Raw genomic sequence first — 26,217 nt, 5'->3', positions numbered from 1 at the left:
CATGATTCCCAGAACCTTGTTCAGCTCCGAGCACGAATTGTTCCGCGACAGCGTACGAACATTCCTCGAAAAAGAGGCCGTGCCGTTCCATGGGCAATGGGAAAAGCAAGGCTACATCGACCGCAAACTGTGGAACAAGGCGGGGGAGGCGGGGATGCTCTGTTCGCACTTGCCGGAGGAATACGGCGGGTTGGGGGCGGACTTTCTCTACAGTGCGGTGGTGATCGAGGAAGTCGGCCGGTTGGGCCTGACCGGCATCGGTTTCTCGCTGCATTCGGACATCGTTGCGCCGTACATCCTGCATTACGGCAGCGAGGCGCTGAAACGGAAGTACCTGCCGAAACTGGTGTCTGGCGAGATGGTTACCGCGATCGCCATGACCGAGCCGGGCGCCGGTTCCGACCTGCAAGGGGTCAAGACCACGGCGGTACTGGATGGCGATGAGTATGTGATCAACGGTTCGAAAACTTTTATCACCAATGGCTTCCTGGCGGATCTGGTGATCGTCGTCGCCAAGACTGACCCCAAGGCCGGCGCCAAAGGCACCAGCCTGTTTCTGGTGGAGGCGAACACCCCGGGCTTCGACAAGGGCAAGCGCCTGGAGAAGGTCGGAATGAAGGCGCAGGACACGTCGGAATTGTTCTTCCAGGACGTGCGCGTACCGAAGGAAAACCTCTTGGGTCAGGCCGGGGCTGGGTTTGCCTATTTGATGCAGGAACTGCCGCAGGAACGTTTGACCGTGGCGATTGGCGGTCTGGCTTCAGCCGAGGCGGCGCTGCAATGGACGCTGGATTACACCCGTGAGCGCAAGGCGTTCGGCAAGTCGATTGCCGACTTCCAGAATACCCGCTTCAAACTGGCGGAAATGGCCACCGAGATTCAGATCGGCCGAGTGTTCGTCGACCGCTGCCTGGAGCTGCACCTGCAAGGCAAGCTCGACGTGCCGACAGCGGCGATGGCCAAGTATTGGGGGACCGATCTGCAATGCAAGGTGCTCGATGAGTGCGTGCAACTGCATGGTGGCTACGGTTTCATGTGGGAATACCCGGTGGCCCGGGCCTGGGCGGATGCGCGGGTGCAGCGGATCTATGCCGGCACCAATGAAATCATGAAGGAGATCATTGCGCGGTCGCTGTAATGCAGTGTGATCGTTCCCACGCAGACGGTTCGCCGCCTCGACGTGGGAACGATCATCGTCTTGGATCAAGGCGCCGGGTTCGGATGATCCTTGTGAATCGCTTCGATCCCTTCCAGCACTTCCCTCGACAGTTTCAGCTCGTAGCTGGCGATGTTGCTGTCCAGTTGCTCCAGCGTCGTCGCGCCGATGATGTTGCTGGTGACGAACGGTTGCTGATTTACAAACGCCAGGGCCATTTGCGCCGGATCCAGGCCATGTTCCCGAGCCAGTGCCACATAACGGCTGCACGCCGCTTCCGATTGCGGGTTGAAATAGCGGCTGAAGCGGCTGTAGAGGCTCAGGCGGCCTTTCGGCGGACGCGCCCCACCTTCGTACTTGCCCGACAGGAAACCGAACGCCAGCGGCGAATAGGCGAGCAGGCCGCACTGTTCACGGATGGCGATTTCTGCCAGGCCGATCTCAAAACTGCGGTTGAGCAGGTTGTACGGGTTCTGGATCGACACTGCGCGCGGCCATCCCCGCGCTTCGGCCAGGGCGAGAAAACGCATGGTGCCCCACGGCGTTTCGTTGGAAAGACCGATGTGGCGGATCTTGCCGGCCTTCACTTGCTCATCGAGCGCCTCAAGGGTGTCTTCGAGCGGCGTCAGGTTGGCTTCGGTCTGGTGCTTGTAGCCCAGTTGTCCAAAAAAGTTGGTGCTGCGCTCCGGCCAGTGCAATTGATACAGATCGATGTAGTCGGTTTGCAGGCGCTGGAGGCTGGCGTCCACGGCTTCGGTGATGTGCTGGCGATTGTGGCGCAGGTTCCTGTCGCGGATGTAGTCGATGGTGTTGCCGGGGCCGGCGATCTTGCTGGCGAGGATCCAGTCGGCGCGGTCGCCGCGGCTCTTGAAGTAATTGCCGATGTAGCGCTCGGTGGTGGCGTAGGTGTCGGCTTTCGGTGGCACCGGATACATCTCGGCGGTGTCGAGGAAATTGATCCCGGCCTCTTTTGCCCGTTCGATCTGGGCGAAGGCTTCAGCTTCAGTGTTTTGCTCGCCCCAGGTCATGGTGCCGAGGCAGATTGCACTTACGTTCAGGTCGGTACGGCCTAGCTGGCGATAGTCCATCGGGTGCTCCTTGGGCAAAACAAGCATAAAAGCAGGTTGAAATTTTTTTCGCAATCTGCATAATTGCCGACCTCTTTCTGCAGTGGAAGTGATGCCCCGCCGCCGAAGAATCTTGCCGTTGAACGGACGCGCCGACCCGAGCCCCCGAAAGCGTCTGTATCCGGCTGCCTTTGACTTGTCAAAGTACGCACTATTCAGTAAGATCCGCCGTCTTATTTACAGGCGGCCCCTGAGGCTATAAAGAATGAAAACTTTTACTGCTAAACCGGAAACAGTAAAGCGCGACTGGTTTGTCGTCGACGCTGCTGGTCAGACCCTGGGTCGTCTGGCCACCGAAATCGCGAGCCGTCTGCGTGGCAAGCACAAGCCTGAGTACACTCCTCACGTTGACACCGGCGACTACATCGTCGTAATCAACGCTGAGCAGATCCGTGTTACCGGCGCTAAAACCACTGACAAAATGTACTACTCCCACTCCGGTTTCCCGGGCGGCATCAAGTCGATCAACTTTGAAAAGCTGATCGCCAAGGCCCCTGAGCGCGTGATCGAGACCGCGGTTAAAGGCATGCTGCCTAAAAACCCACTGGGTCGCGACATGTACCGTAAGCTGAAAGTCTATGCGGGCGCTGCACACCCTCATACTGCTCAGCAGCCCCAAGAACTGAAGATTTAACGGAATAGTTCATTATGTCGGCGACTCAAAATTACGGCACTGGCCGTCGCAAGACCGCAACCGCACGCGTTTTCCTGCGTCCGGGTACTGGTAACATCTCCATCAACAACCGCTCCCTGGACACGTTCTTCGGTCGCGAAACTGCCCGCATGGTAGTTCGTCAGCCGCTGGAACTGACTGAGACTGTCGAGAAGTTCGACATCTACGTCACCGTCATCGGTGGTGGTGTAAGTGGTCAGGCTGGCGCAATCCGCCACGGCATCACTCGCGCTCTGATGGACTACGACGAAACCCTGCGTAGCGCTCTGCGCAAAGCTGGCTTCGTTACTCGCGACGCCCGTGAAGTTGAACGTAAGAAAGTTGGTCTGCGTAAAGCGCGTAAGCGTCCGCAGTACTCGAAGCGTTAATTTCGCTTCCACGTTCAAAAAGAACGCCCGATTCCTCACGGAACCGGGCGTTTTTTTATGCGTGCGATTTCTTGAATAATTGCGCTGTGACAACTTGCCACATTCGTAGACCCCCTATACTACAAGGCTTGAGGGCCAGCCCTCCGGGTAATTACCTTGTCAGAATTGGGGGTTTTCATTACCATTCGGCAAAATTTTTATAAGTACATAGTTTCAATTTAGTAGACGCCTGATTTAACAGGCCACAAAGCTGATGGGAGAGGACTGAATGAGCAATGACGGCGTGAATGCAGGCCGGCGTCGCTTCTTGGTAGCAGCCACATCCGTGGTGGGTGCTGCAGGAGCGGTGGGGGCTGCGGTCCCGTTCGTGGGGTCATGGTTTCCCAGTGCCAAGGCGAAGGCTGCCGGAGCACCGGTGAAAGTGAATGTCAGCAAAATCGAGCCAGGACAGCAGATGATTGCTGAATGGCGCGGCCAGCCGGTGTTCATTGTCCGCCGTACCGAGGAAATCCTGGGGAATCTCAAAAAGATCGAAGGCCAACTCTCCGATCCGACCTCCAAAAACTCCACGCAACCCACTTATGTCGACCCTGAAGTGCGCTCGATCAAGCCGGAAATCCTGCTGCTGATCGGGATCTGCACTCACCTGGGTTGCTCACCGACCTTCCGTCCCGAAGTGGCACCCGCGGATCTGGGCAAAGACTGGGTAGGCGGTTATTTCTGCCCTTGCCACGGTTCCCACTACGATCTGGCTGGCCGCGTCTACAAGTCGCAACCTGCGCCTTTGAACCTGCCAGTACCCCCGCATTCCTATGAGACCGATGACCTGATTGTCATTGGCGTCGATACGGAGAAAGCGTGATGAGCAAGTTCATGGATTGGGTTGATGCACGCTTCCCCGCCACCAAAATGTGGGAAGACCATCTCAGCAAGTATTACGCTCCAAAAAACTTCAACTTCTTCTATTTCTTCGGCTCGCTGGCGCTGCTCGTTCTGGTCAACCAGATCGTCACCGGCGTCTGGCTGACCATGAGCTACACCCCGTCGGCGGAAGAAGCGTTCGCTTCCGTCGAATACATCATGCGCGACGTCGAGTACGGTTCGATCCTGCGTCTGCTGCACTCCACCGGCGCTTCGGCGTTCTTCATCGTGGTCTATCTGCACATGTTCCGTGGCCTGCTCTACGGTTCGTACCAGAAACCGCGTGAGCTGGTGTGGGTCTTCGGCATGCTGATCTATCTGGCGCTGATGGCTGAAGCCTTCATGGGTTACCTGCTGCCGTGGGGCCAGATGTCCTACTGGGGTGCCCAGGTGATCATCTCGCTGTTCGGTGCGATTCCGGTCATCGGCAACGACCTGACCCAGTGGATCCGTGGTGACTACCTGATTTCCGGGATCACCCTGAACCGCTTCTTCGCCCTGCACGTGGTTGCGCTGCCGATCGTGATTCTCGGTCTGGTGGTGCTGCACATCCTGGCGCTGCACGAAGTCGGTTCGAACAACCCGGACGGCGTGGACATCAAGAAGCACAAAGACGAAAACGGTATCCCGCTGGACGGCATTGCCTTCCATCCTTATTACACCGTGAAAGATATCGTCGGCGTCGTGGTGTTCCTGTTCATCTTCTGCTTCATTGTGTTCTTCTTCCCGGAAATGGGCGGTTACTTCCTCGAAAAGCCTAACTTCGAGCAAGCCAACCCGTTCAAGACCCCTGAGCACATTGCACCGGTCTGGTACTTCACACCGTTCTACGCAATCTTGCGGGCGGTCCCTGACAAGCTCATGGGCGTTATCGCCATGGGGGCGGCCATTGCGGTGCTGTTCGTCCTGCCATGGCTGGACCGCAGCCCGGTCAAGTCGATGCGCTACAAAGGCTGGATGAGCAAGATCTGGCTGGTGGTGTTCTGCATTTCGTTCGTGATCCTCGGCATTCTGGGCGTTCTGGCCCCGACGCCAGGCCGTACGCTGCTGTCGCAGGTCTGCACCTTCCTGTACTTCGCCTACTTCATTCTGATGCCGTTCTACACCAGGCTCGAGAAGACCAAACCGGTTCCGGAAAGGGTGACTGGCTGATGAAAAAGTTATTTTTTGCTCTGATTTTTGCTGCTCTGCCAGTGCTGTCTTTCGCGGCTGAACACGGTGGTCCGGAACTGGAAAAGGTCGACATCGACGTTTCCGACAAGGCTGCCCTGCAGGATGGCGCGCGTACGTTCGCCAACTATTGCATGGGTTGTCACAGTGCCAAGTTTCAGCGTTACGAGCGTGTCGCCGATGACCTCGGTGTTCCGCACGAGCTGATGCTGGAAAAACTGGTGTTCACCGGCGCCAAGATCGGCGATCACATGAACATCGGTATGCAGCCGGCCGACGCCAAGACCTGGTTCGGCGCAGCGCCGCCGGACCTGACGCTGGTGGCTCGTGTTCGCGGCACCGACTGGCTCTACGGTTACCTCAAGTCGTTCTACGAAGATCCTGCACGTCCATGGGGCGTGAACAACAAGGTCTTCCCGAACGTCGGCATGCCTAACGTGCTGGTCGGCCTGCAAGGTCGTCAGGTCGTAGGTTGCAAACAGGTACAGATCGTCGAAGACGGCAAGAAGCAATATGACCCGCTGACCGGTACGCCTTTGACTCATGAAGCGTGCGATCAATTGACCATCGTGCCGAAAACCGGAACCCTCAACGAAGAGCAGTTCGATGAGAAGGTCAAGAATCTGGTAACCTTCCTGGCTTACTCGGCTAACCCGGTTAAGCTGCAACATCAGCGCATCGGTACTTACGTCTTGTTGTACCTGGCGTTCTTCTTTGTGTTCGCCTACCTGCTCAAGCGTGAATACTGGAAAGACGTGCACTGATAACGCTTCAAGCAATTGCTGTTAATCGCGCGCGCCCAAGGGCGCCTCTGAAAACGCAACGCCTGGTTATCCAGCGGTTGCGGGAGGCGCCCTCTGGGCGCGCGCGTTTTTCCGGCTCCGACAATTTCAACAAGCGAGGAGGATCGCCATGGGCGTGACCAATCGGTTGGCCTGTTACTCCGACCCCGCCGACCACTATTCCCACCGAGTGCGCATCGTGCTTGCAGAGAAGGGTGTCAGCGCCGAAATCATTTTTGTGGAGGCTGGTCGTCAGCCGCCTAAACTGATTGAAGTGAACCCTTACGGCAGTCTGCCCACGCTGGTCGATCGTGACCTGGCGTTGTGGGAGTCGACCGTGGTGATGGAGTATCTGGATGAGCGTTACCCGCATCCACCGTTGATGCCTGTGTACCCGGTGGCGCGTGCCAACAGCCGTCTGCTGATTCATCGTATTCAGCGCGACTGGTGTGGTCTGGTGGATCTGATTCTGGATTCGCGCACCAAGGAAGCGGCTCGTGCCGTGGCGCGCAAGGAATTGCGCGAAAGCCTGACGGGCGTGTCGCCGCTGTTTGCCGACAAGCCGTTTTTCCTCAGTGAGGAACAAAGTCTGGTGGATTGCTGCCTATTGCCAATACTCTGGCGTTTGCCGATTCTGGGTATAGAACTGCCGCGGCCGGCCAAGCCGCTGCTTGATTATATGGAGCGTCAGTTTGCGCGTGAGGCATTCCAGGCGAGTCTGTCTGGTGTCGAACGCGACATGCGCTAAGGCTTAAGGAGCCGCTATGAACTCCAGTCGACCTTATCTGGTCCGCGCGCTCTACGAGTGGATTGTAGATAACGATTGCACCCCGCACATGCTGGTCAATTCCGAGTACCCGGCGGTGCAGGTGCCACAGGGATTTGCCAGCGACGGGCAGATTGTCCTGAACATTTCGCCAAGTGCCGTGCGGCATTTGCACATGGACAACGACGTTGTGACCTTCGAAGGTCGCTTCGGCGGCGTCCCGCATAGTCTGTACGTGCCGATTGCTGCAATCCTGGGCATCTACGCCCGGGAAAACGGTCAGGGCATGGTGTTCGATCTCGAGTCGCCGATGGATGACGAGGACGAGATCGAGCAGGACGACGACGTTCCGCCACCGGACAGCGAGCCGCCGCGCCCAAGCGGCCGGCCAAGCCTGAAAGTGGTGAAGTAATAAAAAAGGCGATCCGGTTGGATCGCCTTTTTTGTGCCAGTGGGAGCGAGCCTGCTCGCGATAGCGCTTTCGTAAGCGCCACCGAGGGCAAGGCGTTCTCAGTCGATGTACTCGAACAGCTTCACAATCTTCTGCACACCGGAAACGCCCTGCACCAGGTTGGTCGCCTGGGCGGCTTCCTGTTTGGTCAGCAGTCCCAGCAGGTAGACGATGCCGTTCTCGGTCACGACCTTGATCCGCGAGCCGGGAATGCTGGCGTCGGTGAGCATCTGGGTCTTGATCTTGGTGGTCAGCCAGGCATCGTTCTGGCGGGCCAGCAGGGAGGAGGGCTGCAACACTTGCAGTTCGTTATGGACCTTTTTCACGCGCTGAACGTTGGCGGCGGCCTGTTCGGCCTTCTCCTTGAGGTCCGCGCGCGGGGTCTGACCGGCCAGCAGCACAACGCCGTTGAAGCTGGTGACGACGATGTGCGAGTCGTTGTCCAGGGCCGGATCGGCCTTGGCCACGTTGACACCGACTTTGGTTTCGATCAGCGAGTCATCGATCTTGCTGCCGAAAGTGCGGGTGCCGCGGTCGTCTTCGATCGGCGCTTCACGGCTGGCATTCACCACAGAGGTGCAGCCGCTGATGCCGAGGCACAGGGTCAAGGCCAGAAGGCCAAGGCGATTAGGGGTCATTCTTCACTCCCGAACAGTTGGCTGTCGATCAGATCGCAAAGGCAATGGATCGCCAGCAAGTGGACTTCCTGAATACGTGCGGTGACATTGGCCGGTACGCGAATCTCGACGTCTTCAGGCAGCAGCAGCGAAGCCATGCCGCCGCCATCGCGTCCGGTCAATGCTACGACAATCATTTCGCGATCATGTGCGGCCTGGATCGCCTGAATAATGTTCGCCGAGTTGCCGCTGGTCGAAATTGCCAGCAAGACGTCGCCCGGCTGGCCGAGTGCGCGGATCTGCTTGGAGAACACTTCGTTGTAGCTGTAATCGTTGGCGATCGAGGTGATGGTCGAGCTGTCGGTGGTCAGCGCGATCGCCGGCAGGCTAGGACGCTCACGCTCGAAACGGTTGAGCAGTTCCGAGGAGAAGTGCTGGGCATCGCCGGCCGAGCCGCCGTTGCCGCACGAGAGCATTTTTCCCTCGTTGAGCAGGGCGTTGACCATCACCTGGCTGGCTTGCTCGATGTGCGGTGCAAGTACGTCCATCGCCTGTTGCTTGGTGTCGATGCTGGCCTGGAAAAGCTGGCGAATTCGGGATTGCATGTCCATCTGTGTGACCTTAATTAGCGCGGCTGTCCGGCACGTGAATGTGCAGCCCGCAAAGCAAAGAGCAAAAGTGTTGAGTGAAAGTGTCCGGGTCGGAGCAGGCGGTCAACTGTCGAACGCATTCTGCAACCAGTTCAGCTGACCGTGGCGGCTGTCGATGGCCACCACGTCGAAGCGGCAGGGGGAATTGGCCCAACGCGACTCGCGCTGAAGAAAATACTGTGCGGCGAAAATCAGTTTCTGCCGTTTGCGCTCATCGATGCTGTCGAGTGCGCCACCCCATTGAGTGTTCTTTCGGTAACGGACTTCGACGAATACTACTGTATCGCCATCAAGCATGACCAGATCAAGCTCACCGCGTTTGCATAACCAGTTCTGCGCCAGCAGGCGCAGACCCTGGTGTTGCAGATGCTCGAGCGCCTGGCGCTCGGCATCCTTGCCGCTTTGCAGGTGTGACCTGTCGGGCATCAGCGTGGAGTGTCCGGCAGGCGCTGAATCTGACCGCTGACGAACTGCGCCCATGGCAACTGACGCACAACGCGCTGGGACTGGGTCATGCCCAGGCTGCCAGACTGACCTTCGATACGGCTGTCCGGCAGTGCCTTGAGCTGATCCAGGCGTGGCGCCAGACGATACGCATCAACGCCCATCGCGTACAGGCGGCCCAGGCTGCCGGCGGCTTGTGGCCATTGCGCGGTGACCTGCTGGCGCAGCGGATCGCTGGTTTCCAGCAGCCACGGGGTTTCGCAGAAGCGCACGCCGTTCATGTCGTTGTACTGGTTCACGTCGCCGCTGGCGCTGAACACGTGGGAGGTCGCGTAGACCGGCACGTCACCGGCGTACTGGAAGTTCAGGGTCGGCTTGATCTGCTGCGCCTGCTGTGGGGTGGCGGCGAGGAAGATGAATTCGATGTCCTGGCGACGCGAAGGCTGGGCGGCAACGTTGGTGCCGGCGGCATTCTGCAGGCTCTTCGCGCGGGCTTCGCTTTGACGCAGCTGGAACATGTCGGCGATCTGCTGGGCCAGTTGCACCGGCTGGTCGACGCGCTCGGTGGCGACAATGCTGCCGCCGTTGGCTTGCCAGTCCTGGCTGAAGGCACGCAGGACGCGGTCGCCCCATTCGCCTTTCGGCACCATGATGGCGGCGCGATGCAGGCCGTCGGCACGGGCGCGGCGGGAGACTTCGCGGGCTTCGTCTTCAGCGGCCAGACCGAACTGGAACAACTGCGCCGGGCCTTGATCGCCTTCGCTGTAGTTCAGGGCGAGGGTGGTGATCGGCAATTGCGGGCGAGTGCTCAGCTGTTTGACCAGCGGCTTCTCCAGCGGGCCGACGACCAGTTGCACGCCATCGGCCTGGGCCTTGCGGTAGAACTCGTCGAGGTTGGTCAGTTTCGAGCTGTCATAGAACTCGATGGCCGGTGGTTTCTGGCCGGCTTGCTGAGCCTGATAGTGCGCGGCCATGAAGCCGTCACGCAGGGCCTTGCCGACCGAGGCCAGTTGGCCGTCCTGTGGCAACAGCAGGGCGATCTTGCTCAGGGGCTGGCTGGCCAGTTCCTTTAGTTTGGTCAGGGGCAGCGGCAGGTTGATTGCGGCCGGGTGCTTCGGGTGCTGGTTGCGCCAGTTGTCGATGGCGGCTTGCTGTTGCTCCAGGGTGCCGGCGGTTTTCACTGCCAGAGCCAGGCTCATCCAGCCGCCGAGGTCATCGGTGGTATTCGCTTGCAGTTGATCGGCCGGCAGCGATGCAATCAGGGTCCAGATCGCTTCGTGGTTCTTGCTGGCGGCTTCGCCTTCCAGCATTGGCGCGATGAAGATGCGCTCTCGGGCGGCGGCCAAGGTCTGGCCGTCGGCTTCAAGGGCGCGGGCGTGAACGGTGCCGGCGCGAACTTGCAGCGGTACCGACATTTCGCTCAGGCGTTGCAGGCTTGGGTGGCTCAGGGCAGTCAGCGCGGCTTTCGGCTGGTTGCGGGTCATGGCCAGTTCTGCAGACAGCGTGCTGGCGAAGGCCTGCTGGCCGGGCTGGAGTTGTTCCATCGGCACTTGCTGCAGGATTTGCGCGGACTGTCCGGCATTGCCCTGGCGGTACGCCATATCTGCCGCGCTCAGGCGCAGCAGCGCAGCCTTGTCCGGCGATTTGGCCTGGGCAGCCTGTTCGAGCAGTTGCTCGATGGTGGCATCCGGGGTCCGTGGAAGTTCGCCAAGGCTGGAGGAAGGGGAGCTGGCGCAAGCCGCCAGCAAGGCAGCGAGGCAGAGGGCAGTGAACAGCCGCAGGCAAGCGATCATGTAAGTGTTCCTGATACTCGATCAAATTAGCGTCGAATTGTACCCAAGCACTGGCCGGGGCGCGATGTTACTGGCGTGAAACCGTCAATTTAGCTGATACAAAGAGTGCGCAGCCTCACAATGGTGCGACAAACCGTGTCCGACCCGGACGCATCGTCCGGCGCACGACGCGCTACAATGGCGGCTTTTACCGATCATGAGGTGTGCGCTTTGACTGCTCCAGGTCCTTTGAATTCCGCTGCGGGCTCGCTTTATGTGGTGGCGACGCCCATCGGCAACCTGGATGACATCAGCGCCCGGGCGTTGAAGATCCTGCGCGAGGTGGCGCTGATCGCCGCCGAAGATACGCGCCACTCCCAACGCCTGATGCAGCACTTCGGCATTACCACGCCGCTGGCAGCCTGTCATGAGCACAATGAGCGGGACGAAGGCAGTCGTTTCATCACCCGTCTTCTGGCAGGAGACAACGTCGCGCTGATTTCCGATGCCGGTACGCCGCTGATTTCCGATCCCGGTTATCACCTGGTACGTCAGGCGCGTGCTGCGGGGATCAATGTGGTGCCGGTGCCAGGTGCGTGCGCATTGATCGCGGCGTTGTCGGCTGCCGGTCTGCCGTCCGACCGTTTTATCTTCGAAGGCTTTTTGCCGGCCAAGGCCGTGGGGCGCAAAGCGCGCCTGGAAGCGATCAAGGAAGAACCGCGCACGCTGATTTTCTACGAGGCACCGCATCGCATTCTTGAATGCCTGCAGGATATGGAGGCGGTGTTCGGCGCTGATCGTCCTGCATTGCTCGCTCGTGAGATCACCAAGACTTTTGAAACCCTCAAGGGATTGCCGTTGAGCGAGTTGCGGGCGTTCGTCGAGGCGGACAGTAATCAGCAGCGCGGCGAATGCGTCGTGGTGGTGGCGGGCTGGACCGCGCCGGAATCCGAAGACGCCGTCAGCAGTGAGGCGATGCGCATCCTCAATCTGTTGCTGGAAGAGATGCCGCTCAAGCGTGCAGCGGCCCTGGCAGCGCAAATCACCGGTGAGCGCAAAAACGTGTTGTACCAAGTGGCACTGGATCAGCAAAAAGGCGCGTAACCCGTCGCGCAGACCGGTTTGCGGGCTATTAGCGCTTGTTCTTCGGCCGCTCTGCCGTTAACCTGCGCGGCGGAGAGTCGATCGGACAGTCGCTGCCCTCTATGAAAATTAGGGGGGGGAGGAAAGTCCGGGCTCCATAGGGCGAAGTGCCAGGTAATGCCTGGGAGGCGTGAGCCTACGGAAAGTGCCACAGAAAATAACCGCCTAAGCGCTTCGGCGCCGGTAAGGGTGAAAAGGTGCGGTAAGAGCGCACCGCACGTCTGGCAACAGTTCGTGGCTAGGTAAACCCCACTTGGAGCAAGACCAAATAGGGTCCCAAGGCGTGGCCCGCGCTGGGACCGGGTAGGTTGCTAAAGATGTCCAGTGATGGCCATCGTAGACGAATGACTGTTCAAGACAGAACCCGGCTTACAGATCGACTCTCCACCTTTTTCTTTTCCCTGCTTGAATTAAAGGCGACAGGGCTGTTTATTATCAGCAGGCCTGCGCTGGAAACCTGGCAGCGGCAAACGCAGTAATAGCCATTTCCCACCTTGCTTCAATCAACAGCAGAAGCGCTTTTGTAATACCGAAAAAATCTTACTCTTAACAAATTACTTTAACTTTCGAGCGCAGCTTTCAGTGCTGCTTCAAGTTATTGGATAAAAGCATCCGCCAGATTCTCGTTGCTCCTCCTTTTATGCTCCTAAATCTCCGTTCTGTAAGGGTTTTCCTTTAATCCGCGCCTTGACGGTGTGGTGGGCGCATTCCTATAGTGTGCGCAAGTGGCGGAAAGTGGCATGAAGTGGGTTTTTTGAGCTCAAAACGATAAAAATTGGAGAAACGCAGACGTGTTTCGCGGAGCTAACGCTATCAGTCTCGATGCAAAGGGCCGTCTCGCCATGCCGAGCCGGTACCGTGACGAGCTCGATTCGCGCAGCTCCGGCCAGTTGATCGTGACCATTGATGCCGTTGATCCATGTTTGTGTGTCTACCCGCTCGATGAGTGGGAAATTATTGAAACCAAGTTGCGCGCGCTTCCTTCGCTTCGCGAAGAGAACCGTCGTCTGCAACGTTTATTGATTGGTAATGCCGTTGACCTCGAGCTCGACGGCAGTGGTCGTTTCCTGGTGCCGCCGCGCCTGCGCGAATACGCGAAGCTCGACAAGCGCGCGATGCTGGTGGGCCAACTGAACAAGTTCCAACTGTGGGACGAAGATGCCTGGAACGCGGTTTCTGCCGCTGACCTGGCTGCCATACAACAACCGGGCGCCATGCCTGACGAACTGCGTGATCTGATCCTGTGACTATTGATAGCGGCTTTAACCACATCACCGTACTGCTTGACGAAGCCGTCGAGGCTCTCGCCGTACGTCCTGATGGCTGCTATCTGGACGGCACGTTCGGTCGCGGCGGGCACAGCCGGTTGATCCTGAGCAAGCTCGGGCCGGATGGTCGGCTCATCGGATTCGACAAGGATCCTCAAGCGATTGCCACCGGGCAAACGCTAGCGGCCGAAGACGGCCGCTTTGTCGTTGTGCAGCGCAGCTTTGCCGAGCTCGGTTCGGTGGTTGCCGAACAAGGTCTGGCCGGCAAAGTCAGCGGCATTCTGCTGGATCTGGGCGTGTCTTCGCCGCAGCTCGATGATGCCGAGCGCGGCTTCAGCTTCCTCAACGACGGTCCGCTGGACATGCGCATGGATCCGTCCCGTGGCATCAGCGCCGCCGAGTTCGTCAATACCGCGCCGGTGGAAGAAATCGCCCGAGTTTTCAAGGAATACGGCGAAGAACGCTTCTCTGGTCGCATGGCCCGTGCCGTGGCCGAGCGTCGTGACATTACGCCGTTCGAGCGCACCGCCGATCTGGCCGAAGTGCTGAAAGTCGCCAACCCGGCGTGGGAAAAGGGCAAGAACCCTGCAACCCGTGCCTTCCAAGGCCTGCGCATTCACGTCAACAACGAACTGGGCGATCTGGAAGCGGGTCTTGAAGCCGCGCTCGAATGCCTGGAAGTGGGCGGTCGTCTGGTCGTGATCAGCTTCCACTCGCTGGAAGACCGTATCGTCAAACTGTTCATGCGCAAGCTGGTGAAAGGCGAAGCCGACAACCTGCCGCGCAACCTGCCGGTTCGCCACGTTGCGTTCGAACCGAAAATCAAAGTCCATGGCAAAGCGCAGACGGCCTCCGACGCCGAACTCAAAGCCAACCCACGTTCCCGAAGCGCCGTCATGCGAGTCGCGGAGAAGCTGCGGTGAGCAAGCTTTTCGCCAAGCCACTGCCCGGCGGCAGCTTTTTCATGCTGCTGTTGTTCATCGGTGTGCTCGTGTCGGCCATCGGCGTGTCTTACAGCGCCCACTGGAACCGGCAGTTGCTCAACACCCTTTACAACGAACTGAGCGTGCGCGACAAGGCGCAGGCCGAATGGGGGCGCCTGATCCTGGAGCAAAGCACCTGGACCGCCCACAGCCGGATCGAAGTACTGGCCACCGAACAACTGAAGATGCACATCCCCGGCGCGGCTGACGTGAAGATGGTGGCGCCATGATGAAACTCGAGGGGGCTCTTTTCCCGTGGCGCTTCCGTCTGATGGTGGCACTGCTCGGCGTGATGGTCGCGGCCATCTGCTGGCGCATCATCGACCTGCAAGTGGTTGACCGAGACTTCCTCAAAGGCCAGGGCGACGCGCGCAGTCTTCGGCACATTCCGATTCCGGCTCACCGTGGTCTGATCACCGACCGTAACGGCGAGCCTTTGGCCGTGAGTACCCCGGTGACCACGCTCTGGGCGAATGCCAAGGAAATGCAGACCGCCAAAGAGAAGTGGCCGGCGCTGGCTGCCGCGCTGGGGCAGGATCCTAAAGCCTTGGCCGAACGCCTCGAAGCCCAGGCCAACAAGGAATTCATTTATCTGGTGCGCGGGTTGACCCCCGAGCAGGGCCAGGCCGTGCTCGACCTGAAAGTGCCGGGCGTCTACGGCATCGAAGAGTTCCGCCGGTTCTACCCGGCCGGTGAAGTCACCGCGCACATGGTCGGGTTCACCGACATCGATGACCACGGTCGTGAAGGTGTCGAACTGGCCTACGACGAATGGCTGGCCGGCGTACCCGGCAAGCGGCAAGTCATCAAGGATCGGCGTGGACGGCTGATCAAGGATGTCCAGGTCACCAAAAACGCCAAGGCCGGCAAGCCCTTGGCGTTGTCGATTGACCTGCGCCTGCAATACCTGGCCAACCGCGAACTGCGCAACGCGATCATTGAGAACGGTGCGAAAGCCGGCAGTCTGGTGATCATGGACGTGAAGACCGGCGAGATTCTCGCCATGGTCAACCAGCCGACCTACAACCCGAACAACCGTCGCAACCTGCAACCGGCGATGATGCGTAACCGCGCGATGATCGATGTGTTCGAACCCGGTTCGACCATGAAAGCAATCTCGATGAGCGCCGCGATCGAAACCGGCCGCTGGAAACCGAGCGACACCGTCGAGGTGTATCCGGGCTCCCTGCAGATCGGCAAATACACGATCAAGGACGTATCGAAGACCGAAGGTCCGGTGCTCGACCTGACCGGCATTCTGATCAATTCCAGTAACGTCGGCATGAGTAAGGTCGCGTTCGACATCGGCGGCGAAACCATTTTCCGCCTCGCACAGAAAGTCGGCCTCGGCCAGGACACCGGCCTCGGCTTCCCGGGCGAACGTGTCGGCAACCTGCCGAACTACCGCGAGTGGCGCAAGGCCGAGACCGCGACGCTGTCCTACGGCTACGGTATCTCGGTGACCGCGATCCAGCTGGTGCACGCGTTCTCGGCGCTGGCCAACAACGGTCGCCTGGCACCACTTACCCTGATCAAAACCGACAAGGCACCGCAGACCACCCAGGTGCTGCCGGAAGCCGTCGCCAAAACCATGCAAGGCATGCTGCAACAAGTGATCGAAGCCCCGCGCGGCGTGTTCCGTGCGCAGGTGCCGGCGTATCACGTGGGCGGCAAGTCCGGTACCGCGCGTAAGACATCGGTCGGCACCAAGGGCTACGCCGAAAACTCTTACCGCTCGCTGTTCGCCGGTTTCGGCCCGATGAGCGATCCACGTTATGCAATCGTTGTGGTGATCGATGAACCGACCAAGGCCGGTTACTTCGGTGGTCTGGTCTCGGCGCCGGTGTTCAGCCGCGTGATGTCGGGCACCCTGCGCCTGATGAACGTCACCCCGGACAACCTGCCGACCACACAACAGGCCAACGCCACCCCGGTCGTTCCGCTGAAAGCCAATGGAGGGCGCGGCTGATGTCTCTGAGTCTGAACAAGATTTTCCCCCACGCCGGCCATGATCTGTTGATCCGTGAACTGGCGCTCGACAGTCGCAATGTACGCGCGGGTGATCTGTTCCTCGCGGTGCCGGGCGGCAAGTTCGACGGGCGTGCGCACATCGCCGACGCCTTGCAGCGCGGTGCTGCTGCGGTGGCCTATGAAGTGGAAGGCGCCACCGTGCTGCCGATCACCGAAGTTCCGCTGATTCCGGTCAAGGGCCTGGCGGCGCAACTGTCTGACATCGCCGGGCGTTTTTACGGTGAGCCGAGTCATCACCTGAACCTGATCGGCGTGACCGGCACCAACGGCAAGACCAGCGTGACCCAGTTGGTGGCGCAGGCGCTGGACTTGCTCGGCCAGCATTGCGGCATCGTCGGCACCCTCGGCTCCGGTTTTCATGGCGCGCTGCAAAGCGGCCTGCACACCACGCCGAATCCGATTGCCATGCAAGCGACCTTGGGCGACCTGAAAAAGGCCGGCGCCAAAGCCGTGGCCATGGAAGTCTCGTCCCACGGTCTGGATCAAGGCCGGGTTACCGCGCTGGCATTCGATGTGGCAGTGATGACCAACCTGTCCCGTGATCACCTCGATTACCACGGCACCATGGAAGCGTACGCCGAGGCAAAGGCCCGGCTGTTCGCCTGGAATGACCTGAAGTGCCGCGTGGTCAATCTCGACGACGATTTCGGCCGGCAACTGGCCGCTGAAAAGCGCGAGTCACGTTTGATCACTTACAGCCTGCTCGACAGCAGCGCCTATCTCTATGTGCGTGAAGCGCAGTTCGACGACGAAGGCGCGCGTGCCACACTGGTCACGCCGCAGGGCGAACACCATTTGCGCAGCACGCTGCTGGGCCGTTTCAACCTGAGCAACGTACTGGCCGCCGTCGGTGCATTGCTCGGTCTCGACTACGCCCTCGACGAAATCCTCAAGGTGCTGCCGAAACTCGAAGGCCCGGCCGGACGCATGCAGCGTCTCGGCGGCGGCACTCAGCCACTGGTGGTGGTCGATTACGCCCACACTCCGGATGCCCTGGAAAAAGTGCTGACCGCACTGCGCCCGCATGTCAAAGGCCAATTGCTGTGTCTGTTCGGCTGCGGCGGTGATCGCGATCGCGGCAAGCGTCCGTTGATGGCTGAAGTGGTCGAGCGTCTGGCCGACCGCGTGCTGGTCACCGATGACAATCCGCGCACCGAAGACCCGGCGGTGATTTTCGATGATATCCGCGCCGGCTTCACGGCTGTGGACAAGGTGACGTTCGTGGCCGGTCGTGGCCAGGCCATCGCGCAACTGATTGCCGGCGCTTCGGCGGATGACGTGATCGTTCTGGCCGGCAAAGGTCACGAGGACTATCAGGAAATCAACGGCGAGCGCCATGCATTCTCTGATCTGGTCGAGGCGGATCACGCCCTGACCGCGTGGGAGGTGGCCCATGCTTAAGGCCCTGAAACTCAGCGAGCTGACCAGCGCGCTCGACGCCCGCCTGATCAGCGCCGACGCCAGTTTTGACGGCGTGAGCATCGACAGCCGCGCGATCAAGGCTGGCCAACTGTTTATCGCCCTGACCGGCCCGCGTTTCGACGGTCATGACTATCTGAATGAAGTCGCCGCCAAAGGCGCCGTTGCTGCATTGGTCGAGCGCGAAGTCGCCGACAGCACGCTGCCGCAATTGCTGGTCAAGGACACTCGCCAGGCGCTCGGCCAGCTGGGTGCCTTGAACCGTGCCGCGTTCACCAAACCGGTCGCTGCGGTTACCGGCTCCAGTGGCAAGACCACGGTCAAGGAAATGCTCGCAAGCATCCTGCGCACACGCGGTCCGGTGCTGGCGACCCGTGGCAACCTGAATAACGATCTGGGTGCGCCGCTGACCCTGCTCGAACTCGCCCCGGAACACAGCGCGGCGGTGATCGAACTGGGCGCCTCGCGTCTGGGTGAAATCGCCTACACCGTAGGGCTGACCAAGCCGCACGTAGCGATCCTCAACAACGCCGGGACCGCCCACGTCGGTGAGTTCGGCGGTCCGGAAAAAATTGTCGAAGCCAAGGGCGAGATCATCGACGGGCTGGCGGCCGATGGCGTCGCCGTGCTGAACCTCGATGACAAGGCGTTTGGTATCTGGAAAACCCGCGCCGGCGCGCGCAAGATGCTGACGTTTGCCCTGAGCAACACTCAGGCGGATTTTTACGCCAGCGACCTGGCCACCGATGCCCGTGGTTGCCCGGCGTTCAACCTTCACACTCCTGAAGGTATGGAACGGGTTCAACTGAACCTGCTCGGCACCCACAACGTCGCCAACGCCATGGCCGCCGCCGCTGCCGCTCACGCCTTGGGCGTGTCGCTGTTCGGCATTGCCACCGGGCTTGGCGCGGTACAACCGGTCAAGGGTCGCACCGTCGCGCAACTGGCGAAAAACGGCATGCGCGTGATCGATGACACTTACAACGCGAACCCCACCTCGATGTGCGCGGCCGTTGATATACTCGCCGGCTTTTCCGGTCGCACCGTTCTGGTGCTCGGGGATATCGGCGAGTTGGGCGACTGGGCCGAGCAGGGGCACCGCGACGTGGGCGAATACGCCCGGGGCAAGGTTTCCGCGCTTTACGCTGTCGGGCCGAACATGGTCCACGCCGTGAACGCATTCGGTGAAGAGGCGCAGCACTTCGGCACACAAGCCGAACTGATCCAGGCCCTCGGCGCCGAGCAGGACACAAACACCACCATTTTGATCAAGGGTTCGCGCAGCGCAGCGATGGAAAACATCGTTGCGGCCTTGTGCGGGTCCAGTCTGGAGAAACATTAATGCTGCTGCTGCTAGCGGAGTATCTGCAACAGTTCTACAAAGGCTTCGCGGTCTTCCAGTACCTGACCCTGCGCGGGATCCTCGGTGTGCTGACCGCGCTGGTCTTGTCGCTGTGCTACGGCCCGTGGATGATCCGCACCCTGCAGAACCGTCAGATCGGCCAGTCCGTTCGTAACGACGGCCCGCAATCGCACCTGTCCAAATCCGGTACGCCGACCATGGGCGGTGCGCTGATTCTGTCTTCGATCGGAGTCAGCACTCTGCTGTGGGCTGACCTGAGCAACCGCTACGTGTGGGTCGTGCTGCTGGTGACCCTGCTGTTCGGCGCCATCGGCTGGGTCGACGACTACCGCAAGGTGATCGAGAAGAACTCCCGTGGCCTGCCGAGCCGCTGGAAATATTTCTGGCAGTCGGTGTTCGGCCTCGGTGCGGCGATCTTCCTTTATATGACTGCCAGCACTCCGGTGGAAACCACCCTGATCCTGCCGATGCTCAAGGACTACAGCATTCCGCTGGGCGCGGGTTTCATCGTGCTGACGTACTTTGTGATCGTTGGCTCGAGCAACGCGGTCAACCTCACCGACGGCCTCGACGGTCTGGCGATCATGCCGACAGTGATGGTGGGCGGTGGTCTGGGCATCTTCTGTTACCTGTCGGGTAACGTGAAATTCGCGGAATACCTGCTGATTCCTTACGTACCGGGCGCAGGCGAGTTGATCGTGTTCTGCGGCGCACTGATCGGTGCCGGCCTGGGCTTCCTGTGGTTCAACACCTACCCGGCACAAGTCTTCATGGGCGACGTCGGCGCACTGGCGCTGGGCGCGGCCCTGGGCACCATCGCGGTGATCGTCCGTCAGGAAATCGTCCTGTTCATCATGGGCGGTGTGTTCGTGATGGAAACCCTGTCAGTCGTCATTCAGGTTGCCTCCTTTAAGCTGACCGGTCGCCGTGTGTTCCGCATGGCACCGATTCACCACCACTTTGAACTCAAGGGCTGGCCCGAGCCGCGCGTGATCGTCCGTTTCTGGATCATCACCGTGATTCTCGTGCTGATCGGCCTTGCCACCCTGAAGCTGAGGTAGAACGAGTGTCTCTGATCGCTTCTGACCACTTCCGCATCGTTGTCGGCCTCGGCAAGAGCGGCATGTCCCTGGTTCGCTTCCTGGCGAACCGGGGCGTGGCGTTTGCTGTGGCCGATACGCGGGAAAATCCACCGGAACTGGCCACGCTCCAGCGTGACTATCCGCACGTGGAAGTGCGTTGTGGCGAGCTGGACGTCGAATTCCTGTGCCGTGCCGACGAGCTCTACGTGAGCCCCGGCCTGGCGCTGGCGACCCCGGCCCTGCAAGCCGCCGCGGCCCGTGGCGTGAAGCTGTCCGGCGACATCGAGCTGTTCGCGCGCAACGCGAAGGCGCCGATCGTGGCCATCAGCGGTTCCAATGCGAAAAGCACCGTCACCACCCTGGTCGGCGAGATGGCGGCTGCGGCCGGCAAGCGCGTGGCCGTGGGCGGCAACCTCGGTACGCCGGCGCTGGATCTGCTCAGCGATGACGTCGAGCTGTACGTGATGGAGCTGTCGAGCTTCCAGCTGGAAACCACCGACCAGCTCAACGCCGAAGTGGCGACCGTGCTCAACATCAGCGAAGACCACATGGATCGCTACAGCGGTCTGCCGGCCTACCACCTGGCCAAGCACCGGATCTTCCGGGGTGCGAAGCAGTTCGTGGTCAACCGCCAGGACGCCTTGACCCGTCCGCTGATGGGCGAGGGCCAGCCGTGCTGGACCTTCGGCCTGACCAAACCGGATTTCAAGGCGTTCGGCCTGCGCGAAGAGAATGGCGAGAAATACCTGGCCTTCGAATTCCAGAACCTGATGCCGGTGCGCGAGTTGAAGATTCGCGGCGCCCACAACCAGTCCAACGCCCTGGCGGCGCTGGCACTCGGCCACGCGGTCGGGCTGCCGTTCGACGCCATGCTGGCGGCGCTGCGCACCTTCGCCGGTCTCGAACACCGTTGCCAGTGGGTACGTGATCTGGACGGCGTCGGTTACTACAACGATTCCAAGGCCACCAACGTCGGCGCTGCGCTGGCCGCCATCGAAGGCCTGGGCGCGGACATCGACGGCAAGGTCGTGCTGATCGCCGGTGGCGACGGCAAGGGTGCCGACTTCAAAGACCTGCGCGATCCGGTGGCGTCCCACTGCCGCGCCGTGATCCTGATGGGTCGCGACTCCGACAAGATCGGCGAAGCGATCGGCGATGCCGTACCGCTGATTCGTGCGACCACGCTGGTCGACGCGGTCGCCCAATGCCGCGCCGCCGCCCAGCCGGGTGACGTGGTGCTGCTGTCGCCGGCCTGCGCCAGTTTCGACATGTTCAAGAACTACGAAGACCGTGGTCACCAGTTCGTCCGCGCCGTGGAGGATCTGGCATGAGCTTGAGAAACATCATCAAGCCATATCCGTCGCCGCTCATTACCGGACGCGGAATCGACCTCGACTTCCCGATGCTCGCCGGTTGCCTGGCGCTGCTCGGCCTGGGCTTGATCATGATCGCCTCGGCATCGACAGAAGTCGGCGCGGCGCAGTCGGGCAGTGCTCTTTATTACATGACCCGTCACCTGATCTACGTGGTGCTGGGCCTCGGTGCCTGCATCGTCACCATGATGATCCCGATCGCCACCTGGCAGCGCCTCGGCTGGATGATGCTGATCGGTGCGTTCGGTCTGCTGGTGATGGTGATCATCCCGGGGATCGGCCGTGAGGTGAACGGTTCGATGCGCTGGATCGGTTTCAGCTTCTTCAACGTACAGCCGTCCGAGATCGCCAAGGTGTTCGTGGTGATCTACCTCGCCGGTTACCTGGTGCGTCGCCAGAAAGAGGTGCGCGAGAGCTGGATGGGCTTCTTCAAGCCATTCATCGTGCTGCTGCCGATGGCGGGCCTGCTGCTGATGGAGCCGGACTTCGGTGCCACCGTCGTGATGATGGGCGCTGCGGCGGCGATGCTGTTCCTCGGCGGGGTCGGGCTGTTTCGGTTCTCGCTCATGGTGGTGCTGGCCGTCGGTGCGGTGGTGTTGCTGATTCAGATGCAGCCGTACCGGATGGCGCGTCTGACCAACTTCGCCGACCCGTGGGCCGACCAGTTCGGCGCCGGTTATCAATTGTCGCAAGCCTTGATCGCGTTCGGTCGCGGTGAATGGCTTGGTGTTGGTCTGGGCAACAGCGTGCAGAAACAGTTCTACCTGCCGGAAGCGCACACCGACTTCGTGTTCTCGGTTCTCGCCGAAGAGCTCGGCGCCGTGGGCTCGCTGTGCACCGTGGCGCTGTTCGTGTTCGTGTGTATTCGCGGCATGTACATCGGTCTGTGGGCCGAGAAGGCCAAACAGTTTTTTGCCGCTTATGTTGCCTACGGCCTGTCGTTCCTGTGGATCGGCCAGTTCCTGATCAACATCGGCGTGAACGTCGGCCTGTTGCCGACCAAGGGCCTGACCTTGCCGTTCCTCAGTTATGGCGGCAGTTCCCTGGTGATCTGCTGCGCCTGCCTTGGCCTGTTGCTGAGGATCGAGTGGGAGAGCCGGACCCACCTGGGCAGTGAAGAGATGGAATTCCATGAGAGCGACTTCGCCGAGGAGCCGAACCATGGGCGCTAACGTATTGATCATGGCCGGCGGCACCGGTGGCCACGTGTTCCCGGCGCTGGCCTGTGCCCGCGAATTCCAGGCGCGCGGCTACACCGTGCACTGGCTCGGGACGCCGCGCGGGATCGAGAACGATCTGGTGCCGGCGGCAGGTATTGAACTGCACCGCATCAACGCCACTGGCCTGCGTGGCAAGGGCAAGCTTTCGCTGCTCAAGGCGCCGTTCATGCTGCTGAAATCGGTGTGGCAGGCGCGGGCGATCATTCGCCGCTTGCGTCCGGTGTGCGTGGTCGGATTCGGCGGCTATGTGACCGGCCCCGGTGGTCTTGCCGCCAAACTGGCCGGCGTGCCGGTGATCGTTCATGAACAGAACGCCGTGGCCGGCACCGCCAATCGGTTGCTGGTGCCGTTCGCCGCCCGGGTGTGTGAAGCGTTCCCCGACACCTTTACCCTGTCGGACAGCCGCCGTACCACCGGTAACCCGGTGCGCAGCGAGCTGTTCCTCGAAACACCGCGCCCGGCCCTGGCCGGACGCAAGGCGCGTTTGCTGATCCTGGGCGGAAGCCTGGGCGCAGAGCCGTTGAACAAGTTGCTGCCTGAAGCCCTGGCACAAGTCGCTGCCGACTTGCGTCCGGAAGTGTTCCATCAGGCCGGCAGAAACCACGATGAAGTGACTGCAGAGCGCTACCGCGCCGCCGGCGTGGACGCGCAGGTGCAGCCGTTCATCAAAGACATGGCCCAGGCCTATGGCTGGGCTGACCTGGTGGTGTGCCGCGCCGGCGCATTGACCATCAGCGAACTGGCCGCCGCCGGTCTGCCCTCGATGCTGGTGCCCTTGCCCCACGCGATCGACGATCACCAGACCCGCAACGCCGATTATTTGGCCCGCGAAGGCGCTGCCTTCCTGATGCCGCAAAGAACGACTGGTGCCGCGGACCTTGCCGCGCGCCTGACAGAGGTCTTGATGCAACCGCAACGACTCGAACAAATGGCCCAAGCGGCCCGCCGTCTGGCGAAACCCGAAGCCACCCGCAGCGTGGTCGATACCTGTCTGGAGGTGGCCCATGGTTGAGAATCAGAAAGCCATGCCGCAACCGGAAATGCGCCGCATCCGTCGCATCCACTTCGTCGGCATCGGCGGCGTGGGCATGTGCGGTATTGCTGAAGTGCTGCTGAACCTGGGCTATGAAGTGTCCGGTTCGGATCTGAAAGCTTCACCGGTGACCGAGCGCCTGGAATCCTTCGGTGCGCAGATCTTCATCGGCCACCGTGCCGAGAACGCCGCTGCCGCCGATGTGCTGGTGGTGTCGAGCGCCGTCAACACCTCCAACCCGGAAGTCGCGACTGCGCTGGAACGCCGCATCCCGGTGGTGCCGCGTGCCGAAATGCTCGCCGAGCTGATGCGCTACCGCCACGGCATCGCCGTCGCCGGTACCCACGGCAAGACCACCACCACCAGCCTGATCGCTTCGGTGTTCGCCGCCGGTGGCCTGGATCCGACCTTCGTCATCGGTGGCCGTCTGAACGCCGCGGGCACCAATGCCCAGCTCGGCACCAGCCGTTACCTGATCGCCGAGGCCGATGAAAGCGACGCGAGCTTCCTGCACCTGCAACCGCTGGTGGCCGTGGTCACCAACATCGACGCCGACCACATGGCGACCTACGACGGTGACTTCAACAAACTGAAGAAAACCTTCGTCGAGTTCCTGCACAACCTGCCGTTCTACGGGCTGGCGGTGATGTGCCTGGACGATCCGGTGGTGCGTGAAATCCTGCCGCTGGTCAAGCGTCCGACCGTGACCTATGGCTTCAGCGAAGACGCCGACGTGCGCGCGATCAATGTTCGTCAGCAGGGCATGCAGACCTTCTTTACCGTGCTGCGCCCTGATCGCGAGCCTCTTGATGTGTCCGTGAACATGCCGGGCAACCACAACGTGCTCAACTCCCTGGCGACCATCTGCATCGCCACCGACGAAGGCGTCAGCGATGAAGCCATCGTCCAGGGCCTGTCCGGGTTCCAGGGTGTCGGCCGACGCTTCCAGGTCTACGGCGAACTGCCGGTGGACGGCGGCAATGTGATGCTGGTCGACGACTACGGTCACCACCCGACCGAAGTTGCAGCAGTCATCAAAGCCGTGCGCGGTGGCTGGCCGGAGCGCCGTCTGGTGATGGTCTACCAGCCGCACCGTTACAGCCGCACCCGTGACCTGTACGACGATTTCGTCAATGTCCTGGCCGACGCCAACGTGCTGCTGCTGATGGAAGTTTATCCGGCCGGCGAAGAGCCGATTCCGGGCGCGGACAGCCGCAAGCTGTGCAACAGCATCCGCCAGCGCGGTCAGCTCGATCCGATCTACATCGAGCGCGGCGTCGATCTGGCGCCGCTGGTCAAGCCGTTGCTGCGTGCCGGCGACATTCTGCTGTGCCAGGGCGCCGGTGACATCGGCGGCCTCGCACCGAAACTGTTGAAAAGCGAGTTGTTCGCCGGTGCCGTGGCGGCATCGGTCGAGGGGAAGTTGAAATGACTGCTGCCTACGCCAACCTGTTCTCCACCATCGCCCCGAAGGATTTCGGCCGTGTGGCCGTGCTGTTCGGTGGCCTGAGTGCCGAGCGTGAAGTCTCGCTGAAGTCCGGCAATGCCGTGCTCAGTGCGCTGCAAAGCGCGGGTGTGGACGCGTTCGGCATTGACGTCGGCGCCGATATCCTGCAGCGCCTGCTGAGCGAGAAGATCGACCGCGCGTTCATCATCCTCCACGGTCGCGGCGGTGAAGACGGCAGCATGCAGGGCCTGCTCGAAGTGGCCGGCATTCCGTACACCGGCAGTGGCATCCTGGCTTCGGCACTGGCGATGGACAAACTGCGCACCAAGCAGGTCTGGCACACGCTCGGGATTCCGACGCCACGTCACGCCGTGCTGCGCAGCGAGGCCGATTGTATTTCGGCAGCGACGGAACTGGGCTTCCCTTTGATCGTCAAACCGGCGCATGAAGGTTCAAGTATCGGGATGGCCAAAGTGACTTCCGCGTCCGAGTTGATCGACGCATGGAAGGCGGCCAGTACCTACGATTCGCAAGTGTTGGTCGAGCAATGGATCCACGGTCCCGAGTTCACCATCGCCACCCTGCGTGACCAGGTGTTGCCTCCTATCGCCCTGGGTACGCCGCACACGTTCTACGACTACGACGCCAAGTACATCGCCAACGATACCCAGTATCGGATTCCGTGCGGGCTCGATGCCGCCAAGGAAAAAGAACTCATGGACCTCACGGCGCAAGCCTGCGAGGCGCTGGGTATTGCCGGTTGGGGCCGGGCGGACGTGATGCAGGACGCCGACGGCAAGTTCTGGTTCCTGGAAGTCAACACCGCTCCCGGCATGACCGATCACAGCCTGGTACCGATGGCGGCGAAAGCGGCCGGTCTGGATTTCCAGCAACTGGTCCTGGCCATTCTGGCCGCCAGTGTCGATGCCGATGGCAAGAAAGAGGCGCGAGGTTAAGA

The 26,217-nt window shown here is 60.9% G+C and carries 26 protein-coding genes and 1 other RNA gene; 22 read left to right on the top strand and 5 right to left on the bottom strand.

Going from position 1 to position 26,217, the window contains the following annotated elements:
* The first annotated feature begins 1 nt into the window (after position 1).
* Positions 2-1,138: an acyl-CoA dehydrogenase family protein gene (locus PDR5_RS23860; protein WP_064599315.1), complete on the top strand. Its 1,137-nt coding sequence runs from the start codon at positions 2-4 to the stop codon at positions 1,136-1,138.
* 65 nt (positions 1,139-1,203) lie between these two features.
* On the opposite strand, the gene PDR5_RS23855 is transcribed toward PDR5_RS23860, so the two are convergent.
* Entirely contained in the window at positions 1,204-2,244 is a 1,041-nt protein-coding gene (locus tag PDR5_RS23855) for an NADP(H)-dependent aldo-keto reductase (RefSeq protein ID WP_064599312.1), read from the bottom strand.
* 244 nt (positions 2,245-2,488) lie between these two features.
* On the opposite strand from PDR5_RS23855, the gene rplM reads away from it, so the two are divergent.
* From rplM to PDR5_RS23820, 7 genes are all read left to right on the top strand, one after another.
* Complete coding sequence (gene rplM / locus PDR5_RS23850) at positions 2,489-2,917, top strand: 50S ribosomal protein L13 (protein ID WP_003228062.1); 429 nt, start codon at positions 2,489-2,491, stop codon at positions 2,915-2,917.
* A gap of 14 nt (positions 2,918-2,931) precedes the next feature.
* Positions 2,932-3,324: a 30S ribosomal protein S9 gene (rpsI, locus tag PDR5_RS23845; RefSeq protein WP_007956794.1), complete on the top strand. Its 393-nt coding sequence runs from the start codon at positions 2,932-2,934 to the stop codon at positions 3,322-3,324.
* Positions 3,325-3,592: 268 nt separating this feature from the next.
* Positions 3,593-4,186: a ubiquinol-cytochrome c reductase iron-sulfur subunit gene (gene petA, locus PDR5_RS23840; RefSeq protein WP_007917031.1), complete on the top strand. Its 594-nt coding sequence runs from the start codon at positions 3,593-3,595 to the stop codon at positions 4,184-4,186.
* The gene (locus PDR5_RS23835) at positions 4,186-5,397 is read left to right on the top strand and encodes a cytochrome b (protein WP_007956792.1); all 1,212 of its coding nucleotides are present in this window, start codon (positions 4,186-4,188) and stop codon (positions 5,395-5,397) included. Before petA ends, PDR5_RS23835 begins: the two co-directional genes overlap by 1 nt.
* On the top strand, positions 5,397-6,179 hold the full coding sequence (locus PDR5_RS23830; protein ID WP_007956790.1) for a cytochrome c1: 783 nt from the start codon (positions 5,397-5,399) through the stop codon (positions 6,177-6,179). The genes PDR5_RS23835 and PDR5_RS23830 overlap by 1 nt, the downstream gene beginning before the upstream one ends.
* Positions 6,180-6,327: 148 nt before the next feature.
* Positions 6,328-6,945 carry a glutathione S-transferase N-terminal domain-containing protein gene (locus PDR5_RS23825; protein WP_011335872.1) on the top strand — a complete coding sequence of 206 codons (618 nt, stop codon included), beginning with the start codon at positions 6,328-6,330 and terminating at the stop codon, positions 6,943-6,945.
* A 16-nt stretch (positions 6,946-6,961) separates the two neighbouring features.
* The gene (locus PDR5_RS23820; RefSeq protein ID WP_007956787.1) at positions 6,962-7,375 is read left to right on the top strand and encodes a ClpXP protease specificity-enhancing factor; all 414 of its coding nucleotides are present in this window, start codon (positions 6,962-6,964) and stop codon (positions 7,373-7,375) included.
* Positions 7,376-7,473: 98 nt separating this feature from the next.
* On the opposite strand, the gene PDR5_RS23815 is transcribed toward PDR5_RS23820, so the two are convergent.
* The 4 genes from PDR5_RS23815 to PDR5_RS23800 form a co-directional block, all read right to left on the bottom strand.
* Entirely contained in the window at positions 7,474-8,052 is a 579-nt protein-coding gene (locus PDR5_RS23815; RefSeq protein WP_011335871.1) for a BON domain-containing protein, read from the bottom strand.
* Positions 8,049-8,642 carry a phosphoheptose isomerase gene (locus PDR5_RS23810; protein ID WP_007928463.1) on the bottom strand — a complete coding sequence of 198 codons (594 nt, stop codon included), beginning with the start codon at positions 8,640-8,642 and terminating at the stop codon, positions 8,049-8,051. Before PDR5_RS23810 ends, PDR5_RS23815 begins: the two co-directional genes overlap by 4 nt.
* 102 nt (positions 8,643-8,744) lie before the next feature.
* The gene (locus PDR5_RS23805) at positions 8,745-9,107 is read right to left on the bottom strand and encodes a YraN family protein (protein ID WP_064599309.1); all 363 of its coding nucleotides are present in this window, start codon (positions 9,105-9,107) and stop codon (positions 8,745-8,747) included.
* Entirely contained in the window at positions 9,107-10,918 is a 1,812-nt protein-coding gene (locus tag PDR5_RS23800; protein WP_064599306.1) for a penicillin-binding protein activator, read from the bottom strand. Before PDR5_RS23800 ends, PDR5_RS23805 begins: the two co-directional genes overlap by 1 nt.
* 177 nt (positions 10,919-11,095) lie before the next feature.
* Here PDR5_RS23800 and rsmI point away from each other — a divergent pair, with 177 nt between their 5' ends.
* From rsmI to PDR5_RS23730, 14 genes are all read left to right on the top strand, one after another.
* Complete coding sequence (rsmI, locus tag PDR5_RS23795) at positions 11,096-12,001, top strand: 16S rRNA (cytidine(1402)-2'-O)-methyltransferase (RefSeq protein ID WP_082934445.1); 906 nt, start codon at positions 11,096-11,098, stop codon at positions 11,999-12,001.
* A gap of 73 nt (positions 12,002-12,074) precedes the next feature.
* An RNA gene (gene rnpB / locus PDR5_RS23790) (RNase P RNA component class A) lies at positions 12,075-12,428 on the top strand.
* A gap of 403 nt (positions 12,429-12,831) precedes the next feature.
* Positions 12,832-13,287 (top strand): division/cell wall cluster transcriptional repressor MraZ, encoded by a 456-nt coding sequence (gene mraZ, locus PDR5_RS23785; protein ID WP_007917012.1) that lies wholly within the window; start codon positions 12,832-12,834, stop codon positions 13,285-13,287.
* Entirely contained in the window at positions 13,284-14,231 is a 948-nt protein-coding gene (gene rsmH / locus PDR5_RS23780) for a 16S rRNA (cytosine(1402)-N(4))-methyltransferase RsmH (RefSeq protein ID WP_039766256.1), read from the top strand. The genes mraZ and rsmH overlap by 4 nt, the downstream gene beginning before the upstream one ends.
* Positions 14,228-14,521, top strand: a complete 294-nt coding sequence (ftsL, locus tag PDR5_RS23775; protein ID WP_007956777.1) for a cell division protein FtsL — start codon at positions 14,228-14,230, stop codon at positions 14,519-14,521. The genes rsmH and ftsL overlap by 4 nt, the downstream gene beginning before the upstream one ends.
* Complete coding sequence (locus tag PDR5_RS23770) at positions 14,521-16,260, top strand: peptidoglycan D,D-transpeptidase FtsI family protein (RefSeq protein WP_170844883.1); 1,740 nt, start codon at positions 14,521-14,523, stop codon at positions 16,258-16,260. Before ftsL ends, PDR5_RS23770 begins: the two co-directional genes overlap by 1 nt.
* The gene (locus PDR5_RS23765; RefSeq protein WP_064599303.1) at positions 16,260-17,723 is read left to right on the top strand and encodes a UDP-N-acetylmuramoyl-L-alanyl-D-glutamate--2,6-diaminopimelate ligase; all 1,464 of its coding nucleotides are present in this window, start codon (positions 16,260-16,262) and stop codon (positions 17,721-17,723) included. Before PDR5_RS23770 ends, PDR5_RS23765 begins: the two co-directional genes overlap by 1 nt.
* Positions 17,716-19,083, top strand: coding sequence for a UDP-N-acetylmuramoyl-tripeptide--D-alanyl-D-alanine ligase (locus PDR5_RS23760; protein ID WP_064599300.1), 1,368 nt, complete (start codon positions 17,716-17,718; stop codon positions 19,081-19,083). Before PDR5_RS23765 ends, PDR5_RS23760 begins: the two co-directional genes overlap by 8 nt.
* Positions 19,083-20,165 (top strand): phospho-N-acetylmuramoyl-pentapeptide-transferase, encoded by a 1,083-nt coding sequence (gene mraY / locus PDR5_RS23755; protein WP_007956769.1) that lies wholly within the window; start codon positions 19,083-19,085, stop codon positions 20,163-20,165. Before PDR5_RS23760 ends, mraY begins: the two co-directional genes overlap by 1 nt.
* A gap of 5 nt (positions 20,166-20,170) precedes the next feature.
* Positions 20,171-21,517 carry a UDP-N-acetylmuramoyl-L-alanine--D-glutamate ligase gene (gene murD / locus PDR5_RS23750; RefSeq protein WP_064599297.1) on the top strand — a complete coding sequence of 449 codons (1,347 nt, stop codon included), beginning with the start codon at positions 20,171-20,173 and terminating at the stop codon, positions 21,515-21,517.
* Positions 21,514-22,731, top strand: coding sequence for a putative lipid II flippase FtsW (ftsW, locus tag PDR5_RS23745; protein ID WP_039766247.1), 1,218 nt, complete (start codon positions 21,514-21,516; stop codon positions 22,729-22,731). The genes murD and ftsW overlap by 4 nt, the downstream gene beginning before the upstream one ends.
* Positions 22,721-23,791, top strand: a complete 1,071-nt coding sequence (murG, locus tag PDR5_RS23740) for an undecaprenyldiphospho-muramoylpentapeptide beta-N-acetylglucosaminyltransferase (protein WP_039766246.1) — start codon at positions 22,721-22,723, stop codon at positions 23,789-23,791. The genes ftsW and murG overlap by 11 nt, the downstream gene beginning before the upstream one ends.
* Positions 23,784-25,244 carry a UDP-N-acetylmuramate--L-alanine ligase gene (gene murC / locus PDR5_RS23735; protein WP_011335862.1) on the top strand — a complete coding sequence of 487 codons (1,461 nt, stop codon included), beginning with the start codon at positions 23,784-23,786 and terminating at the stop codon, positions 25,242-25,244. The genes murG and murC overlap by 8 nt, the downstream gene beginning before the upstream one ends.
* Positions 25,241-26,215 (top strand): D-alanine--D-alanine ligase, encoded by a 975-nt coding sequence (locus PDR5_RS23730; protein WP_039766243.1) that lies wholly within the window; start codon positions 25,241-25,243, stop codon positions 26,213-26,215. The genes murC and PDR5_RS23730 overlap by 4 nt, the downstream gene beginning before the upstream one ends.
* The last annotated feature ends 2 nt before the right edge of the window (positions 26,216-26,217 follow it).

It is taken from the genome of Pseudomonas sp. DR 5-09, from assembly GCF_001655595.1.
GTDB classification, from domain to species: Bacteria; Pseudomonadota; Gammaproteobacteria; order Pseudomonadales; family Pseudomonadaceae; genus Aquipseudomonas; species Aquipseudomonas pharyngis.
The sequence above is the reverse complement of the archived record's forward strand: the minus strand, read 5'-3'. Positions and strand labels throughout refer to the sequence as shown.

Bases quoted from the DNA above. Each gene is read 5' to 3' on its own strand.
- PDR5_RS23855 (WP_064599312.1), bottom strand. From the start codon at position 2,244: ATGGACTATCGCCAGCTAGGCCGTACCGACCTGAACGTAAGTGCAATC.
- PDR5_RS23860 (WP_064599315.1), top strand. From the start codon at position 2: ATGATTCCCAGAACCTTGTTCAGCTCCGAGCACGAATTGTTCCGCGAC.
- mraY (WP_007956769.1), top strand. From the start codon at position 19,083: ATGCTGCTGCTGCTAGCGGAGTATCTGCAACAGTTCTACAAAGGCTTC.
- PDR5_RS23810 (WP_007928463.1), bottom strand. From the start codon at position 8,642: ATGGACATGCAATCCCGAATTCGCCAGCTTTTCCAGGCCAGCATCGAC.
- PDR5_RS23835 (WP_007956792.1), top strand. From the start codon at position 4,186: ATGAGCAAGTTCATGGATTGGGTTGATGCACGCTTCCCCGCCACCAAA.
- PDR5_RS23765 (WP_064599303.1), top strand. From the start codon at position 16,260: ATGTCTCTGAGTCTGAACAAGATTTTCCCCCACGCCGGCCATGATCTG.
- PDR5_RS23825 (WP_011335872.1), top strand. From the start codon at position 6,328: ATGGGCGTGACCAATCGGTTGGCCTGTTACTCCGACCCCGCCGACCAC.
- PDR5_RS23820 (WP_007956787.1), top strand. From the start codon at position 6,962: ATGAACTCCAGTCGACCTTATCTGGTCCGCGCGCTCTACGAGTGGATT.
- PDR5_RS23730 (WP_039766243.1), top strand. From the start codon at position 25,241: ATGACTGCTGCCTACGCCAACCTGTTCTCCACCATCGCCCCGAAGGAT.
- rplM (WP_003228062.1), top strand. From the start codon at position 2,489: ATGAAAACTTTTACTGCTAAACCGGAAACAGTAAAGCGCGACTGGTTT.
- rpsI (WP_007956794.1), top strand. From the start codon at position 2,932: ATGTCGGCGACTCAAAATTACGGCACTGGCCGTCGCAAGACCGCAACC.
- rsmI (WP_082934445.1), top strand. From the start codon at position 11,096: ATGGCGGCTTTTACCGATCATGAGGTGTGCGCTTTGACTGCTCCAGGT.
- murG (WP_039766246.1), top strand. From the start codon at position 22,721: ATGGGCGCTAACGTATTGATCATGGCCGGCGGCACCGGTGGCCACGTG.
- PDR5_RS23800 (WP_064599306.1), bottom strand. From the start codon at position 10,918: ATGATCGCTTGCCTGCGGCTGTTCACTGCCCTCTGCCTCGCTGCCTTG.
- ftsW (WP_039766247.1), top strand. From the start codon at position 21,514: ATGAGCTTGAGAAACATCATCAAGCCATATCCGTCGCCGCTCATTACC.
- PDR5_RS23805 (WP_064599309.1), bottom strand. From the start codon at position 9,107: ATGCCCGACAGGTCACACCTGCAAAGCGGCAAGGATGCCGAGCGCCAG.
- PDR5_RS23815 (WP_011335871.1), bottom strand. From the start codon at position 8,052: ATGACCCCTAATCGCCTTGGCCTTCTGGCCTTGACCCTGTGCCTCGGC.
- murC (WP_011335862.1), top strand. From the start codon at position 23,784: ATGGTTGAGAATCAGAAAGCCATGCCGCAACCGGAAATGCGCCGCATC.
- PDR5_RS23760 (WP_064599300.1), top strand. From the start codon at position 17,716: ATGCTTAAGGCCCTGAAACTCAGCGAGCTGACCAGCGCGCTCGACGCC.
- PDR5_RS23770 (WP_170844883.1), top strand. From the start codon at position 14,521: ATGAAACTCGAGGGGGCTCTTTTCCCGTGGCGCTTCCGTCTGATGGTG.
- petA (WP_007917031.1), top strand. From the start codon at position 3,593: ATGAGCAATGACGGCGTGAATGCAGGCCGGCGTCGCTTCTTGGTAGCA.
- PDR5_RS23830 (WP_007956790.1), top strand. From the start codon at position 5,397: ATGAAAAAGTTATTTTTTGCTCTGATTTTTGCTGCTCTGCCAGTGCTG.